The sequence below is a fragment of the Pseudomonas sp. LBUM1672 genome (assembly GCF_059695655.1).
The window spans coordinates 4012775-4029474 of sequence record NZ_CP166781.1 but is presented as its reverse complement, the minus strand read 5'-3'; the positions used below and the strand labels follow the sequence as shown (position 1 = coordinate 4029474).

Here is a 16700-nt window from a genome sequence, read left to right as displayed (position 1 = left end):
GGTCGCCACCCCCGTCATTGCCAGCTGGTGACTTCGGCGTTTTCGCCTTCGCCGCCGGGTTGGCCGTCCTTGCCCATGGACAGCAGATCGTATTCGCCGTTTTCGCCGGGGTAGCGGTAGTTGTAGTTACGGCCCCATGGATCCTGCGGCAGTTTTTTCTGCAAATACGGACCGGTCCATTTGGTTTCATCGCTCGGCGCAGTGACCAGCGCCTGCAATCCCTGTTCGGTCGATGGGTAATGGCCGACCTCCAGTCGGTACAGGTCGAGCGCTTTGCCCAGGCCTTCGATTTGCGCCTTGGCCACCTTCACTTCGGAGCGGCCCAGTTGGGCGAAATACTTCGGCGCGACGATACCGGCCAACAGCCCGAGCACCACCAGCACCACCAACAGTTCGAGCAGGGTGAACCCGCTTTGAGTACGCGGGGCGGAACGCAAACGCTGATTCATGATGACCTCACACAGTCGGCAGAAGGGTCGCCTTGAAGGCGTATGCAATTGCCATGCTCACCCCCGGTCATCCTTGCGAAACCCCTGTATTCCGGGCCTTTGCGCTTTCGGCACAGTGCTTGCGTATGGCTGGTTTACTACCGGCCATTGGGGCATTACCCCCATTTTTCGGGGCCGGGCAGGGGAGGCAAAATAATGAAAACACTCACCACAGGACTGCTCGGCTGCTTGCTGCTGACGAGCGTCGTACAGGCCGATGTGTTCGTTTCCGTGGACGCCAAGGGCAGCTACGTGCTGTCCAATGTTCACCGTCCCGGCCGCACCTATGAACGAGTCATTCACGAACCCCAATCCTCGCTGGTCGGTCTTGATCAGCAGCCCCAGATGATTGCCAGACAACCTTATGCAGAGCTGGTGTCGGCGGCCGCCACGGCCAATGAATTGCCGGCGGCGTTGTTGCACGCGGTGATCCGCGAAGAGTCGCGCTACAACTCGGATGCAACGTCCCCAAAAGGCGCTGGCGGGCTGATGCAATTGATGCCCGATACCGCTCGGGAGATGGGGGTGAAAAACGTCTATGACCCGAAAGCCAATATCCAGGGTGGCGCCAAATACCTCAAGCGCCTGCTGACCTTGTTCGACAACGACATCACCCTCGCCGTGGCGGCCTACAACGCCGGACCACAAGCGGTCCTGAGCCGTGGCGGGGTGATCCCGCCGTTCGCTGAAACCCAGCGTTATGTGCCCAATGTCTTGCGCCAGTACCGGCGCTTGCAGGGCCTGGCCATGGACGCACCGCTGTGATTGGGGCAATCCCCCACATGTGGGGCAACCCGATCTGTACCACTGACCGAAGACCGCATTCGCCCCGTAGCAGCTGTCGAGCTTGCGAGGCTGCGTTCGGCGGCGAAGCCGTCGTAAAACCTGAATGCGAGGTTTTCCTGAAACACCGCGTTGCCGGATTTCACGACGGCTTCGCCGCCGAACGCAGCCTCGCAAGCTCGACAGCTGCTACGGGATTTGAGTTTTGGGGTGGAGGTTGTCATCCACCCGGAAAAGGGGGGAATAAGTGGGGAATATCCCCCGGGTTATTAAATCGTTGCTTCAAGTGGCTGAAAACTAACTGAATTTTTTATGGCATGCGGATTGCTCAAGGGGATTTGTCGAGAATTATTCCCTGTGAGCACCCACAGCGAGGCCCGTGATCATGACCGGCATACCGAACGCTTCGTCCTTGTTCAAATGTGCGCTGTTGGTGGTGTCGATGTTCGGCATCGAGCTGGCCGAGGCAGCCTTGCGCTGCGAGCGCAACCTGGTGGCGAACGTCGTGGCGCTGGATCAGCCGCTGATGTTCAACCGCCTCGGCGCACAAAACGTCAATGGCATGATGTTCGCCCTGCGCCGCGATGTGGTCGACGACCATAACGTGTCCCTGGCCCAGGGCGGCGCGGCGGTGCCGGGCAAAGTCTCGCTGCGTCCCGACAAGCGTCCGCGCCCCTTGGTGTTGCGCGTGGCGGCCGGTGACTGCCTGACCATCAACCTGCAGAACCTGCTGGCGTACCAGGCCAACCCCGGAAGCCACGAAAACGGGGAGGAGGGTGAGATTGAGGGTGAGGTCGAAATCGGTAACGTCGATCAGTTCAAAGTCGATGAGCAGGTCGCTGATCGCCATGTCGGCTTCCAGGTCAACGGCATGCAAGCGGTCAACAGCATCGACGACATCGCCTCGTACACCGGGCGCAACGGCAATTCGCTGGTCGCCCCGGGCGGCACCCGTTCCTACACGTTGTTCGCTGAGCGCGAAGGTGCATTCGCCGCCAGCAGCCGTGGTGCGACCTTCGGTGGTGAGGGCGATGCGGGCAACGTTGCCAACGGCCTGTTCGGCCAGGTGGTAGTGGTGCCCAAGGGCGGCCGCAGCTATCGCAACACCGTGACCGAAGAAGAGATGCGCCTGGCCAGCAGCGGCCGCACCCCGGCCGGTCAACCGATCGTCGATTACCAGGCGCGCTACCCGCAGCGCGAACCGTGGATCCGTGAAGGCAAGGCCGGCACGCCGATCATCAACATGGTCGACGGCAATGAAATCATCTCCAGTGAAAGCGACGCGATTGTGATGGGCGGCAATGCCGACGGCAGCTTCCCTCCATCCACCTATCCGCTGGAAGCCGTGGGCAAACGCAACCCGGCGATTCCGAATCGGCTGGAGCCGTTCCGCGATTTCGCCTCGCAGTTCCAGGATGAAACCGCCGCGACCCAGGCGTTCCCCGCGTATTGGGCAGACCCGGTAATGGCCCACGTGCTGGAGCCGACCCGCGATTCGTTCATGATCAACTATGGCTCCGGCGGCATGGGCGCCGAGGTGGTGGCCAACCGCTTGGGCGTCGGGCCGATGCACGATTGCCTGTCTTGCGCCTATGAAGAATTTTTCCTTAGTTCGCACACCGTCGGCGACGTGGCGATGCTGGTGGACGTACCGGCCAACGCCGGCCTGGAAGGCATTCTTCCAGGGCAGGTTCCGCGCGCCGATCAGATTGGCGTCAAGGCCACCATGGCGCTGTATCCGTCCGAGCCGTCCAACGTCAACCACAGCTACATCGGCGACTTCGTCAAATTCCGCAACACCCACAACGGCCACGAGCAGCACATCTTTCACTTGCACGGCCATCAGTGGCTGTTCAACCCCAACGACGACAACTCCGACTATGTGGATGCCCAGGGCATCGGCCCGGGCGCCGGCTACACCTATGAAATCGCCAACGGCGGTTCGGGCAACCGCAACCGCGTCGCCGGTGATGCGATCTACCACTGCCACTTCTACCCACACTTTGCCCAGGGCATGTGGAGCATGTGGCGGGTGCACGACGTGTTTGAAGAAGGCACCAAACTCGAAGTCTCCCAACAAGGCACCGACGGTTTCCACAACGAACCTTACGCATTGCGCAGCGGCAAACCGGCGGCGGGCGCCCGGGCCTTGCCCGATGGCGAAATCATTGCCGGTACTCCGATTCCTGCGGTCGTGCCGCTGCCGGGCAAAGCCATGGCGCCGATGCCAGGCAAGGTCGCGGTGGTGCCGAAAATCGGCGAGATACTGGTCGCTGGTGATGATGACGACGATGACGAAGAAGATGACGACGGCGAACATCACGGCGGCAGCGGTGGTGCACAGGCCATTGGTTCCCTGGCCTTGGTGGATCGCAGCGAAGCCAACCGCAATGCCGACGGCAGCCTGAAAAACCCTGGCTATCCGTTCTGGATCGGCGGCATGGAAACCTCCGTCGGCCAACGTCCACCGACTCCACCGCTGGACATGCTTGATGCAGCCAAGGCCCAGTCCTTGAAAAGCAGCGGGAACGCCTTGTGGGCCAACCTCGACCCGGTGCAGTCCGGCGGTTGGGACGGCGGCCTGGGGCGTCACTCCCTGGACGGTTTCTCCGCCGGTGGCGTGGCGAACACCATTACCACGTCGCTGGATTTCTCCAAGGAAGTGACCCGCGCCAAACCGATCTACATGCCGGAAGAGGGTACCGAAGTCGAACAGGCGGCCATGGCCTTCCACGCCAAAAAGGACCACCCAAGCTTTGCCGTGCTGCCGGGTAATCAAATCGTGGCGAAGGCCTTCCGCACCAACGGTGCCTTGCCGATTGCCGGCGCGCCATACTACGAACCGTGCATGGACGACCGGCAAAAACGCCTGACCAGCAGCGCCGGCACCGGCGAATTTGCCAGCGGCGAGCGCATCGACGGCATGTCCTACACCGGCTCCTCGGCCTTCACCGCCGACCGTCCACGGGTCTACAAAGCGGCGAACATCCAGTTCGACGCGGTGTACAACAAAGTCGGCTACCACTTCCCGCAAGCGCGCATCCTGGCGCTGTGGGAAGACGCCTGGCCGGTCATCACCAAACAGCGTCCGCCAGAGCCGCTGGTAATGCGCATGAACACTTTCGACTGCGTGCAATACCAGCAAACCAACCTGGTGCCGGCCGTCTATGAAATGGACGATTATCAGGTGCGCACGCCGACCGACGTGATCGGTCAGCACATTCACCTGCCGAAATGGGACCTGACGGCGGCCGACGGTTCGGCCAACGGCTGGAACTACGAAGACGGCGTTCTTTCCCCGGGGGCCGTGCAAGAACGTATCCACGCCATTCGCGAGTTCAACCAGTGCACAGGCACCGATCCACGTGACGGCACACCGGCCTGTCCGAAAGCCAAGAATCACCCGTACTTCGGTCAATTTGGCCGGGCGGATTGGGTCGGGGCGCGCACGGCAATGCAGCGCTGGTTCGTCGATCCGGTGGTGAACGCCAAAGGTGTCGACCGTGGCCTGGGGACCATTTTCACCCACGACCACCTCGGCCCATCGACTCACCAACAGATTGGCCTGTACGCCACCGTGCTGGCTGAACCGGCCGGTTCCACCTGGTTCCACGCTGAAACCGGCGAGCCGTTGTACAGCGGCGCGCGCCAGGACGGCGGGCCGACTTCGTGGCAAGCGGTGGTGTCCACCGGTGACATCGACGGCGACGGCAAGAACGACAGCTTCCGTGAGTTCTTCCTCGAATACAGCGACTTCCAGCACGCCTATGAAGCCGGTGTGTATGTGGGCGCCGGTCCTAACGGCGTGCCTGATCCGCAAGCCTTCCCGGCCACCGCCGACAGCTTCCGCTACGCGATCAACCCGCCGGTGCGCAACAACGCCAGCACCTTGCTCGACGGCATCATCGAAGTGCAGGGCGGCATGGTGCCGGGTTGTCCGACTCGGCCATGCCCACAGGCGATCTCGGTCGATGACCCCGGCATGTTCGTGGTCAACTACCGCAACGAACCGCTGGCCCTACGGGTGTACGACCCGAACAAGGTCGGCCCGGACGGCAAGCGCGGCATGCAGGCCGACGGCCTCGGCGGTGACCTGGCGTACGCCATGCAAAGCCGTACCGACCGCGCCATCCCGGCGATGAACCTGGCACCGAACCTGGTCACCTCGGCCACCGGTCCAACCGGCGGCACCACGCTGTTCCCGCCGCACGTCAACCGTGGCGGCGCGGAGCCGGGCGACCCGTTCACCCCGATGTTGCGCACCTACACCGGTGACAACGTGCGGCTGCGGGTGCATGCCGGCGGTCACGAAGAAGAGCACAACGTGACCCTGCACGGCGTGAAATGGCTGCAAAGCGGTTCCGGCTTCGGCAACAGCTCCAACTCCGGCTGGCGCGCGTCGCAGATGGTCGGTATCTCCGAACAGATGGGCTTCAATGCACCGGTCTCGATGCTTTCCAGTTCAGCGGCGACCACGGGGGATTACCTGTACTCGATGGACGCTTCCATTGAAGGTTACTGGAACGGTATCTGGGGCGTGATGCGCAACTACACGGCCCAGCGCAGCGACCTGTTCGCCGTGCCAAACAACCCCAAACCTGCGGGCATGCGCAACACCGTGGCATTCAATGGCTCCTGCCCACGGATCAGTGCCAACCCCAACGGCATCGGCACCCGGCCGACCGTGCAACGCAACTATGAAGTGGTTGCGGCGTTGGCCAACGACATCCTGCTCAATCCGTTGAACCTGACCATCGGCGATCCGGCCGGCATCGGGCAACACGTGGGCGGGCCGTTGAATCCGGCGGGTGGCACCCTGGTGTTCAACTCGCGGCCGGTGAACATCCCGCAGGTCACCGTGGTCGATCCTGAGGATGGTGAAACCATCACCGTCGGCGGGCAAAGCGGCCCGTTGCATGATCCGACTGCGATCCTGTATGTGCGCAAATCCGACCTCGATCCGGCCACCGGCAAGCTGAAAGCCGGCGTGCCTGTCGAACCGCTGGTATTGCGCGCAACGGCGGGCGATTGCATCAACATCACCCTGGAAAACCGCTTGCCGGTGGTCATGCCCGACCTGACCCAGACGGCGGTGATGCAAGGGCTGGTCAAGCGTGATCGCAATAATGGCCAGGGCTCGACCATCTTCACCAACAACCTGCTCCGGCCGTCGAGCCACGTGGGTCTGCACGCGCAACTGCTGGCGTACGACATCACCAAATCCGACGGCACCAACGTTGGTGCCAACCCTATCCAGACCGTGCCACCGCGCATCGGCAACAGCGGCGCGTACCCGACCCGTACTTATCAGTACTACGCCGGGCATCTGGAACGTGAAGGCAAACCGGTCACGCAACTGGGCCGCAGTGTCGACAACATCATTGCCACGGCGGTGGAGTTCGGCGGACTGAATATCACCCCGGCGGACCTCATCAAACAACCGCAGAAAGGCTTGGGCGGGGCGATGACTATCCTGCCGGTCGGCGCAACCTGGGTTGAGGATGCACGGAAAACCAACGCAACGGTCACGGCACCAGGGCAGACCACTTACCGCGACTTTGCGATGGTCTGGCAGAAAGCGTTGAACATCCGCTGGGCCAATGGTCGGCCGGTGGAAGGCATTGCCGCCGAAGGCTTCGGTGTACCGACCGATCCACAGGACAACTCGAGCATGGCCATCAACTACAAGGCCGAGCCGATCTGGTTCCGCTTCGGGTTGGCGCCGGATGCACCGTTCGGGCATGCCAACGGTGCCGGTTACGGTGACGTGCCGAACGCGCATATGGCCTACAGCAATGCGCTGATCGGGGGCGATCCGCAGACACCGGTGCTGTATGTGAAACCGGGTCAACCGTTCCGCACCCACATCATGATGCCGAGCGGTGGCAGTCGCGGCACGACCTTCCAACTGGACGGTCACGTCTGGTCGGTCAACCCGTTCCAGTCGGAGAAGAGCGATGTCGGTGGTTATCCGATGGCCACGCCTGGGGTGGGGTCGGTGCGGTTCGGCTACAACCCGATGTCGATGTACATCGGCGCGCGTGAAAGCATCCTGCCGGCGGCGCACTTCAGCTTCATGCACCCGAGCGCCGGGGGCAGCAACGCGATACCAGGCGATTACCTGTACCGCGACTACGGCGCCTACGGCAACACCGCCGGGCTTTGGGGATTGCTGCGGGTGACCAACGAACCTGAGCCGGCACCGGCACCGTAGGGGCACTGGCCAGTAAAGAGAAAGAACGTGCGATGAGTGATCTGTGGCGAGTGAGCAAGCTCCCTCGCCACAGGGGCAGTGTTCGAAGGCAGGCACAGATCTGTAAGGGGAGAGTGTAATGAACAGGACTATCGGATTCGCCGTTTGCGTGCTGGCTGTCGGGGTCGCGCTGATCAGTGTCGGCGTCTGGCGCACCGCGCCGCCCAACCTGCTGAGTCAGGTCGCACTGCCCGACACCTGGAGCAGTCAGGACCTCTCCCGTGACGGGATTTCGGTGGCGCTTGAGGTCAAGGCGTTGGCCGAGGATGGCGTGTTGCGTGAAGGCGAGTTTGCCGACGTGCAGTTCCGCGTCAGCGACAGTGCCTCGGGCCAGCCATTATCGGGCATCAATCCCGGTGCCTGGCTCGATCCGGAAACCGTCGCCGCCGACAAGGCCCAGGGCCGCGAGCAAAGTTGCAAATCCCGGGTCGGCGTCTTCCTGAAATCCAGCATCGGCGCACGGCCGATGCTCGATCTGAACAGCTACTTCCTGTTGGTGATGAACCGCGACGCCAGCGTCTCGGTGGTCGATCCGTCGGTGTCGGTGGGCGGCATCACCAGCACCATGGCGCGGATCGACATCAAGCAACCGCCGATGGACTGGACCACGCCCAAGGACAACAAACGGGTGTTCGTCTCCATGCCGACCGCCGATGCAGTGGCGGTGATCGACAGCGAGCAATTCAAACTGGTCGACTCGGTCGCCGCTGGCAGCAACCCGGTGCGCGTAGCCTTGCAACCGGATGAACGCCTGCTGTGGGTCGGCAACAATGCGAAAACGCCGGAACAGTCCGGCGTCACGGTGATCGACACCCGCAGCCTCAAGCCTCTAAAACACTTGGCCACCGGCCCTGGGCACCACGAAATCGCCTTCAGCAAAGACAGCCGTTTTGCCTTCGTCAGCAACCGCGACGACGGCACGCTGAGCATCATCGACATCGCCAGCCTGACCATCAGCAAGCAACTCAAGACCGGTTCGCACCCGCTGTCGGTGGCGTACTCGCCGCTGTCCCAGGCGGTGTATGTCGCCGATGGCAAGGACGGCACCGTGACCGTGGTCGACACCAGCAGTCTCGCCGTGCGGCGAGTGATCAAGATGAAACAGGGCCTGGGCCCGATGGGGTTCAGTGCCGACGGACGTTTCGGCATCGCCCTCAACACCCTGGAAAACCAGGCGGCGGTGATCGACGCGGCCACCGATTCGTTGATCCATGAACTGGACGTGTCCGCTGAACCCTACCAAGTGGTGTTCACCAAGGCCTATGCCTACATCCGCGGTCTGGCTTCGGCCAAGGTCACGATGATCAACCTCTCGTCGTTGGGCGCAGGCCGTACGCCGATCAGCCAGGGCTTCGAAGCCGGGCCTCAGGCACCACGGCTGGCCGGTGATTTGCCGCTGGCCTCGAGCCTGGCGGTGTCGCGGGACGACAACGCGGTGTTCGTGGTCAACCCGGTGGACAACACCACCTACTTCTACGCCGAAGGCATGAACGCACCGATGTCCGGTTACCCCAATCGCGGGCAGGTGGCGCGGGCGGCCATGGTCATCGACCGCAGCCTGCGCGAGATCGAGCCCGGGCTCTACAGTTCGCGGATCAAGCTGCCAGTCGCCGGGCGTTTCGACGTGGCGTTCCTGCTCAACCAACCGAACATCATCCATTGCTTCACGGCGCTGGTTGAACCGGACAAGAACCTCGCAAAACTTCCTGGCGTGCCAAAAGTCGAGTTCATGCTCGACAAGTCCACCGCGGCCCTCGGCAGCCCTTACACCGTGAGGTTTCGCATCGTTCAGGGCCAGCAGAAGGCACAGCGCAGAGGGGTCAAGGACGTTCAGGTGCGCTACTTCCGCGCCCCGACTTCCCGGGCCCAATACGTCGCTGCCCTTGAAGTGGGCAACGGCATCTACGAAGCCCCGGTGACCCTCGACCAGAACGGCGCCTGGTACCTGCACGTTCGCGCGGCGTCCCTTGGCGCGAGTTTCGATGACAAGACCTTTGCCAGCGTTCGGGTGTTGCCTGGCGATGCCCACTGAAGAGGAAACCGACATGAATCGATTCGCACACCGTGGACTGCTGACGCTCTGCCTGTTGGCTGTCGGCATCGGCCAGGCCCTGGCGCACTCGGCGGATGAACACGCCGGGCACGACATGCCGGCCAAAAGCGCCAGTTCGGAGAGCGCCCAGGTCAAATTCGCCGACGTCGCGCTGGTGGACCAGAACGGCAAACCGGTGCGTCTGGAAAAGGATCTGGTGACCAACAAGATCGTGGTCATGAGCTTCATCTACACCAGTTGCACCACGGTGTGCCCGGTGGTGTCCTCGATCATGGGCAAGGTGCAGAAGCAACTCGGCGCCCGGGTCGGTGAAGAAGTGCAACTGGTGTCGATCAGCATTGACCCCCAGCGCGATGACGCCAAGCGCCTCAACGATTACGCCCGCAGCTTCCAGAAGGGGCCGGGCTGGAGCTGGCTGACCGGCAGCTCGCAGTCGATCAACGAAACCCTCAAGGGCCTCGGCTCTTTCAGCGGTGACTTCAAAAGTCATCAGCCGCTGATCCTCGTCGGTGACGGCAACAGCCGCCACTGGACGCGCTATTACGGTTTTACCGACCCGGCGGTGCTCATACGTGAAGTCGAGAAACTCAGCGGCCAGCGTAACGTCCACGCCAAACACACTGCCATTGCGATGGAGCATCAGCCATGAAAGCCCTCGTTTTGATCTTCCTGACGATGAGTTTTTGCGTGATCAGTTTTATGGCGTTTTCCCACGAGGAGCATCACGAGCCCTCGCCGGCGGTCGCCGCCGAGCAACCGGCCAGCGGCACCCGGGATGCGAAAACCTGGTTCACCGACACGCCGTTGCTGGACCAGAACGGCAACACGCTGCGCTTCTACAGTGATGCTCTGCAAAACCGCGTGGTGCTGCTGAACGTGATTTTCACCAGTTGCAACGATGCCTGCCCGCTGATCACTCGCAAGCTCAAGGAAGTTCGTGAGGTGCTGGGCGACAAGGCCGATGGCATCACCTTTATTTCCCTTACCAGTGATCCGCTGCGCGATACGCCGGCGGTGCTCAAGGCTTACACCTTGAAGCAGGGCGTCGATGGTCCTCACTGGCTTTTTCTCACCGGCGACAAGGCGCAAATGGACCTTGTGCTGGGGCGCATCGGCCAGATTGTGCCGACCCCCGAGCAGCACTCGACGCAGCTGATTGTCGGTGACGTGGCCAACAAGCGCTGGAGCAAGATCCGTCCCGACGCACCGGCCGCCGCCATTGCCCAGCGCTTGCAGTTGCTGACAATGCCCGTGGCCGGTCGTTGAGCACGCGCCATGAAAATTGCCCTCGTCCTCGGCCTGCTACTGATTGGCGGCATCAGCTTCACCGCTAATGCGTTGCCGCTGAGCCCCAGCGAAAGCGCCGGTAAACGGCTGTATCGCGAGGGCGTGTCCGCAAGCGGTGAACCGATCATGGCCCGGGTGGGCGCGGCCGGCATGCTGCTGCCGGCCACCAGTCTGCCCTGCGCCAATTGCCATGGCGCCGATGCCCAGGGACGACCCGAGGGCGGGGTACGGCCGCCAGACATCAGCTGGTCGCGCCTCTCCAGCAGTTACGGTCAGCAACAGGTCAACGGCCGCAATTACCCGGCCTACACCGAGGGCGCGCTGGCCCGCGCGATCCAGGAAGGGCGTGATTCGGCGAACAATCGGCTGGACCCGGCGATGCCACGGTTCGTGATGTCGATGAATGATCAGCGCAACCTCACGGCCTACCTCAAGCGCGTGGCCGAAGACCGCGATCCGGGGTTGACCGCCGACAGCCTGCACCTGGGCACCTTGTTGCCGAGGCAGGGACCGTTGAGCGCGGAGGGCGCCACCGTGGCAGCGGTGCTCAAGGGCAGCGTGGCGCGGATCAACCAGGCGGGCGGGATTCATGGCCGGCAACTACGCCTGACCATTCTCGATCCGGGCCCGGATCGCGCCAGTGCCGAACAGGCGCTGGACCGCTTGATCGAACAGGAGCAGGTGTTCGCCCTGATCGCGCCGCTGGCACCCGCGCTCGATACTGAGCTGGTCATGCGGCTGGAACGCGCCGGTGTTCCGCTGATCGGGCCGCTCTCGCTGCAGGGCATGGCCCCGGCCAGTCGGCAGATATTCGAGCCGCTGTCCGGGCTTCGCGAGCAACTGATTGCCCTGGCCGATTACGGCGCTGCCCATTTGCGCTTGCTCCAAGGGCCGACGCTGATTGTCTACCCGGATGAGCCGAGCCAACGGCTGGCGGCGCAGACCCTTGGCCAGCACCTGCAGGATCACGCCTGGCAGCAAGTGCGGCTGCAGACCTACACCTCGGCGCAGGACGAATTACCGCTGGGCTCGCGATCGGTGTTTTACCTGGGCAGCGGCGGCGGTTTCAGTCGCCTCGCCGAGCGTTTGCAAACGGCGGGGCAGGTGCCTTACCTGTTCGCCGCGTCGAATCAGGTGGCCGGAGACCTGTTTCAAGTGCCCAGTGATTTTTCCCGACGGGTGTTTCTGGCGTATCCGTTTGTGCCCAGTGACTGGACGCAGGCCGGACGCCTGGCCTTGACCCAATTGCGTCAGAACCAGGGACTGGGCGGTGAGCACGCGGTGCTGCAAGTCGGCGCCTACAGTTCGATGCTGCTGTTGAGCGAAGGCATGAAGCAGGCGGGGCGCGACGCCAGCCGCGACAAGTTCATCAGCGCCCTGGAAGGCCTGCACGATTTCGACACCGGACTGACCCCGCTGCTCAGCTTCGGTCCCGGCCGCCGCCTGGGCTTGAGCGGTGCCCACATTGTCACCGTAGATTTGCAGGACCAGCGCTTTTATCTGGTCGCACCGTACAAACCCATTGTTGCGACACCCTGACGGGAGGCCTCATGATGAAATTCAAGACGCTGCTGATCCTGCTGACGCTGTGGGGCCACATGGCGTTCGCCAGCAATGGCCCGGCCGCCGCGCGCGTCAACGGCGAGGAAATTTCGGAGTTCCGCCTGGAGCGTTATTTCGCCGAATTCCTGGAGGACCAGGGTCGCGCCGTGGGCAGCATTCGCAACCCCAAGGCGTACAAACAATTGCGCCAGAAAGCGCTGGATGCCCTGATCGACAAGGAGCTGCTGTGGCAGGAGTCGCGCAAGCGCGGGGTGGTGATCAGCGATGAAGTGGTGCAAAGCCAGGTCGAGCAGACGCGGCAAGCGATCGGTGGCGCCGAGGTGTTCGCCCGCCGGCTCGAAGACGCCGGTTTCGACGAAGCCACTTATATCGAGTACACGCGCCGCGAGCTCGCGGCACAAAAGGTGTTTGCCGAGCTGGTCCAGGCGGCTGAGCCCGACGAAAAACAGGTCCGCGCGTTCTACGAGGAACATCGCGCCGAAATGAGCACACCGGAGCAAATCCAGGCGCGGCACATCCTGGTCAAAGTGCCGCAGGGCGCCGAGGCCGCTACAGTTGAAGCAGCCCGGCTACGCTTAGAAGAGATGCGGGTGAAAATCAGCCAGGGCGAGGACTTTGCCAGCGTGGCCCGGGCCGGCTCCGAAGATGCTTCCGCTACCGAAGGCGGGGATCTGGGCTATTTTCCTCGTGGGCGCATGATGCCGGAGTTCGAAGCGGCGGCGTTTGCCTTGGCACCGGGGGCGGTCAGCGCACCGGTGCGCACGCCGTTGGGCTGGCATTTGATTGACGTGCAGAACCACCAGGAGGCCGCCGATGTCTCAGAATCTCAGGGGCTTGAAATGGTTCGGGCTTACCTTGCCCGACAGCAAAAGGACCAGGCGCGTCTTCAGGTTCTGGCGCAGCTGCGATCAAGCAATCGTATCGAACGGATTGACGATGATTGAAGCGTCCCCCCCAAATGTGGGGAAAGCTTCAGGGGCAATTCCGAGCGCTTCCCCGCCTTTGGGGGACGGGGTTCCTGAACGAAAAGATTTTTTCATGAAAATCATAGAGATGAAGCGGTCGAAAACCGGCGCTCAGTCTGGCATGAAGTGTGCGTTAGCCTAATTAAGGCGCGTACTCCCAGGCACGAATATCGGACCTGCGGTTTCAAGGAGTCCACCTTGTTAAACAAAGTACTGGTTGTTGAAGACGAACAGCTGCTGGCGGAAAACCTCCAGGGTTACCTGCAGGCGCAAGCGCTGGAAGTCCGGATAGCTCACAACGGTGAAGCAGCGATTGGCGTAGCCAAGAGTTTTGCACCCGATGTGATGGTGTTCGATTACCGCTTGCCCGATATGGAAGGCTTTCAGGTGCTCGATGCCGTCCGCCAGAACAGGAAGTGCCATTTTGTGCTGATTACCGGGCACCCAACCGCTGAAGTCTGTGAGCGGGCCCGGCAACTGGGAGTCAGCCATATCCTGTTCAAACCGTTTCCGTTGGCGGAATTGGCCCGTGCAGTCTGTGACCTTTTAGGGATGGAGCGGGAAAACCGAACAGGCGCGAGCCCATCCGAAGGATTCGTCGAACGACGCCAGAGCAGGACCGAAAGCTTCCCGCTGCAGCTGTACGACGGTAGTTGGGTGCTGGCAGATCGTCGACGAAGTTCATCGACCTCCAAGGCACCAGACGACGAACAATTGCTCACCGGGGAGTAGTGGCGCGACAAGCCGTTCCGGTACATGCCGTAATTGCTCGCCGCGTCGACAGGGCTCAAAGCCCCCGGCGTTGGAGAGCATGCCATGGACCGTCTATCCCTTGCCGTAGAACCGGCGCAGTTGGAAGGTGTACCGTCTCGCTTTTCCAGTGAACAACTGGCCCAGGCCCGGGCCCGGGCAACCAGTTCCGGCGAGCGGGTTCTGGAGGCCCTCGGGGTGTTGTGCGAACTGGCCCCCATGCCCTTCATCCAGAGCCTCGGCGCTACCTTGCATTATCCGGTGCTCGACACCGACACCCTGTTTCAAGCCACCCCGGTGTTCGACCGGGTCACCCTGGCCCAATGCCTCAAGCGCGAATTCATCCTGCTGCGTCACGACGATGCGGTCATCGGCGTGTTTGCCGACCCGTTCGACACCTCGCGCCTGGCCTGGATCGATGACTGCCTGCACGGCGCGCCGCTGTACCTGGTGCATGCCGACGACCTGAAAGCCTATCTGGCGCGTCACGAAGAGAGCTTCCACGCGGTGGAATCGCTCAACGCCCAGGCCGACGCCAATGTCGAAATCGATACCCTGCAAAGCCTGTCCCTGACCAGCATCAGCGAAGACGCCAGCGTCGTCGTCAAACTGGTCAACTCGACCCTCTACGATGCGCTGAAAATGCACGCCAGCGACATCCACCTGGGCACCACCGGCAGCGGCCTGGTGATCAAGTACCGGATCGACGGCGTGCTGAACAACATCAGCAAAATCCAGGGCAGCGAGTTCGCCGAGCAGGTGATCTCGCGGGTCAAAGTCATGGCCGAACTGGACATCGGCGAAAAACGCGTGCCCCAGGACGGTCGCTTCAAGATCGGCATCAGCGGCCGCCAGATCGACTTCCGGGTGTCGATCATGCCGAGCATTTTTGGCGAAGACGCGGTGCTGCGGGTGCTTGATAAACAAGACCTGGCGGACAAGGTCAGCGGCGTGCAATTGCAGGCCCTGGGCTTTGAAGAAGACACCCTGCGCCAGTTGCGCCGGCTGGCCGCCGAACCTTACGGCATGGTGCTGGTGACCGGCCCGACCGGCAGCGGCAAGACCACCACCCTCTACGCGATGATCACCGAGATCAACCACGGCGTGGACAAGATCATCACCATTGAAGACCCGGTGGAATACCAACTGCCGGGCGTGCTGCAGATCCCGGTCAATGAAAAGAAAGGCCTGACCTTTGCCCGTGGCCTGCGCTCGATCCTGCGCCATGATCCGGACAAAATCATGGTCGGTGAAATCCGCGACCCCGACACCGCCCAGATCGCCGTGCAATCGGCTCTCACCGGGCACCTGGTGTTTACCACCATTCACGCCAACAACGTGTTCGACGTGATCGGCCGCTTCACCCAGATGGAAATCGACCCTTACAGCCTCGTCTCGGCCCTCAACGCCGTGCTCGCCCAGCGGCTGATCCGTTTGGTGTGCGCCAGTTGCAGCGCGCCGAGCAACCCGACCGATGAAGAACTGCGCCTCTCCGGGCTCGATCCGCAAAAGGTCGATCACTACCACTTCGTCCATGGCAAAGGCTGCGGCCATTGCCGCGGCACCGGTTATCGCGGGCGGACTGCGATTGCCGAGCTGCTGCACCTGGACGACGAACTGCGGCAAATGATCGTCGAGCGCCAACCGGTTTCGAAGATCAAGGCACACGCTTGCAAACGTGGCTTGCGCTTGTTGCGCGAGTCAGCCCTGGAACTGGTTGCTGAGGGGCGGACCACGCTCGAGGAGATCAATCGTGTCACTTTTGTCTCGTGATCGTTATATCGCCGTGCTCGGCGCCAGTGGTGTCGGCCTGGGCCAGCGCAAGGGTGGCGACACCCTGTGGCTGGGCAGCGTCGGCTTTATCGACGAAGGCTTCCACGCCTGGGCCGTCGCCCTTGAAACCCTCGACCGTTTGCTGGGCGAACACGCCCCCGCCGGTGCGGAATTGAGCGTGGTGGTTTCCGGTCACTTCAGCCGCTTCTGCCTGGTGCCCTGGAGCGAACAAATCACCAGCCCTGACGAATTGCTCGGGTATGCCCAACTGTGTTTCGAAGACCTCTACGGCGTACCGACCCAACCCTGGAACATGGTGCTGTCGGCGGAACCCGCGGGTTACGACCGGATCGCCACTGCGCTGCCGCAAGACTTGCTGGCGCGTCTGCGCAGCCTGGTCAGCGGTCGAGGCTTGCGCCTGCGTTCGGTGCAGCCGTACCTGATGGCGGCGTTCAATCACTTCGATAAAAGCCTTGATGTCGGCGACTTCCTGTTCGTGGTTGCTGAACCTGTGCGCAGTGTCTTGCTGCTGGCTAGGGAAGGGCGCTGGACCTCGGTGCGTTCGGTGGGCAGCAGCGACAGCGATGCCGCACTGACCGCGCTGATCGGCCGGGAAAGCCAGTTGCAGGCTTCCACCAGCGACCGGCCGCTGAACGTTTACCTGCACGCACCAGCTCGCATCGATGTGCAACCCGACTTACCCGGTGTGCAGTTGCGCACCCTCGAAGAGGACCGGACTGGCGTACGCGATTGTTTGTACGTGATGTCCCGGGCGGTGGCCTGAC

Annotated in this window: 11 protein-coding genes; 10 read left to right on the top strand and 1 reads right to left on the bottom strand. The window is 62.4% G+C overall.

Features of this window, described 5'->3' with window-relative positions; translation table 11 throughout:
- Positions 1 to 14: 14 nt before the first annotated feature.
- Positions 15 to 449, bottom strand: a complete 435-nt coding sequence (gene gspG / locus ACA053_RS18350) for a type II secretion system major pseudopilin GspG (protein WP_094471703.1) — start codon at positions 447 to 449, stop codon at positions 15 to 17.
- Positions 450 to 644: 195 nt separating this feature from the next.
- Here gspG and ACA053_RS18345 point away from each other — a divergent pair, with 195 nt between their 5' ends.
- From ACA053_RS18345 to ACA053_RS18300, 10 genes are all read left to right on the top strand, one after another.
- Positions 645 to 1253: a lytic transglycosylase domain-containing protein gene (locus tag ACA053_RS18345; RefSeq protein WP_109632958.1), complete on the top strand. Its 609-nt coding sequence runs from the start codon at positions 645 to 647 to the stop codon at positions 1251 to 1253.
- A gap of 403 nt (positions 1254 to 1656) precedes the next feature.
- Positions 1657 to 7485 carry a manganese-oxidizing multicopper oxidase MnxG gene (mnxG, locus tag ACA053_RS18340; RefSeq protein ID WP_497393338.1) on the top strand — a complete coding sequence of 1943 codons (5829 nt, stop codon included), beginning with the start codon at positions 1657 to 1659 and terminating at the stop codon, positions 7483 to 7485.
- A 118-nt stretch (positions 7486 to 7603) separates the two neighbouring features.
- Entirely contained in the window at positions 7604 to 9556 is a 1953-nt protein-coding gene (locus ACA053_RS18335) for a YncE family protein (RefSeq protein ID WP_497393337.1), read from the top strand.
- Positions 9557 to 9569: 13 nt separating this feature from the next.
- The gene (locus tag ACA053_RS18330; RefSeq protein ID WP_109632953.1) at positions 9570 to 10226 is read left to right on the top strand and encodes an SCO family protein; all 657 of its coding nucleotides are present in this window, start codon (positions 9570 to 9572) and stop codon (positions 10224 to 10226) included.
- Positions 10223 to 10843: an SCO family protein gene (locus ACA053_RS18325; RefSeq protein ID WP_497312209.1), complete on the top strand. Its 621-nt coding sequence runs from the start codon at positions 10223 to 10225 to the stop codon at positions 10841 to 10843. The genes ACA053_RS18330 and ACA053_RS18325 overlap by 4 nt, the downstream gene beginning before the upstream one ends.
- A gap of 9 nt (positions 10844 to 10852) precedes the next feature.
- Positions 10853 to 12403, top strand: a complete 1551-nt coding sequence (locus ACA053_RS18320; RefSeq protein ID WP_497393336.1) for a cytochrome c/ABC transporter substrate-binding protein — start codon at positions 10853 to 10855, stop codon at positions 12401 to 12403.
- 14 nt (positions 12404 to 12417) lie between these two features.
- Positions 12418 to 13371, top strand: coding sequence for a peptidylprolyl isomerase (locus ACA053_RS18315; protein WP_497312205.1), 954 nt, complete (start codon positions 12418 to 12420; stop codon positions 13369 to 13371).
- Between the two features lie 219 nt (positions 13372 to 13590).
- Positions 13591 to 14124, top strand: a complete 534-nt coding sequence (locus tag ACA053_RS18310; protein ID WP_109632947.1) for a response regulator — start codon at positions 13591 to 13593, stop codon at positions 14122 to 14124.
- An 84-nt stretch (positions 14125 to 14208) separates the two neighbouring features.
- Entirely contained in the window at positions 14209 to 15915 is a 1707-nt protein-coding gene (locus tag ACA053_RS18305; protein WP_109632945.1) for a GspE/PulE family protein, read from the top strand.
- A complete protein-coding gene (locus ACA053_RS18300) occupies positions 15896 to 16699 on the top strand; it encodes a hypothetical protein (protein WP_497393335.1) in 804 nt (267 codons plus the stop codon). Before ACA053_RS18305 ends, ACA053_RS18300 begins: the two co-directional genes overlap by 20 nt.
- Position 16700 lies beyond the last annotated feature (1 nt).

What these genes read in the sequence shown, in the direction of transcription:
- gspG (WP_094471703.1), bottom strand. Translation starts at nt 449, where the DNA reads ATGAATCAGCGTTTGCGTTCCGCCCCGCGTACTCAAAGCGGGTTCACC.
- ACA053_RS18345 (WP_109632958.1), top strand. Translation starts at nt 645, where the DNA reads ATGAAAACACTCACCACAGGACTGCTCGGCTGCTTGCTGCTGACGAGC.
- mnxG (WP_497393338.1), top strand. Translation starts at nt 1,657, where the DNA reads ATGACCGGCATACCGAACGCTTCGTCCTTGTTCAAATGTGCGCTGTTG.
- ACA053_RS18335 (WP_497393337.1), top strand. Translation starts at nt 7,604, where the DNA reads ATGAACAGGACTATCGGATTCGCCGTTTGCGTGCTGGCTGTCGGGGTC.
- ACA053_RS18330 (WP_109632953.1), top strand. Translation starts at nt 9,570, where the DNA reads ATGAATCGATTCGCACACCGTGGACTGCTGACGCTCTGCCTGTTGGCT.
- ACA053_RS18325 (WP_497312209.1), top strand. Translation starts at nt 10,223, where the DNA reads ATGAAAGCCCTCGTTTTGATCTTCCTGACGATGAGTTTTTGCGTGATC.
- ACA053_RS18320 (WP_497393336.1), top strand. Translation starts at nt 10,853, where the DNA reads ATGAAAATTGCCCTCGTCCTCGGCCTGCTACTGATTGGCGGCATCAGC.
- ACA053_RS18315 (WP_497312205.1), top strand. Translation starts at nt 12,418, where the DNA reads ATGAAATTCAAGACGCTGCTGATCCTGCTGACGCTGTGGGGCCACATG.
- ACA053_RS18305 (WP_109632945.1), top strand. Translation starts at nt 14,209, where the DNA reads ATGGACCGTCTATCCCTTGCCGTAGAACCGGCGCAGTTGGAAGGTGTA.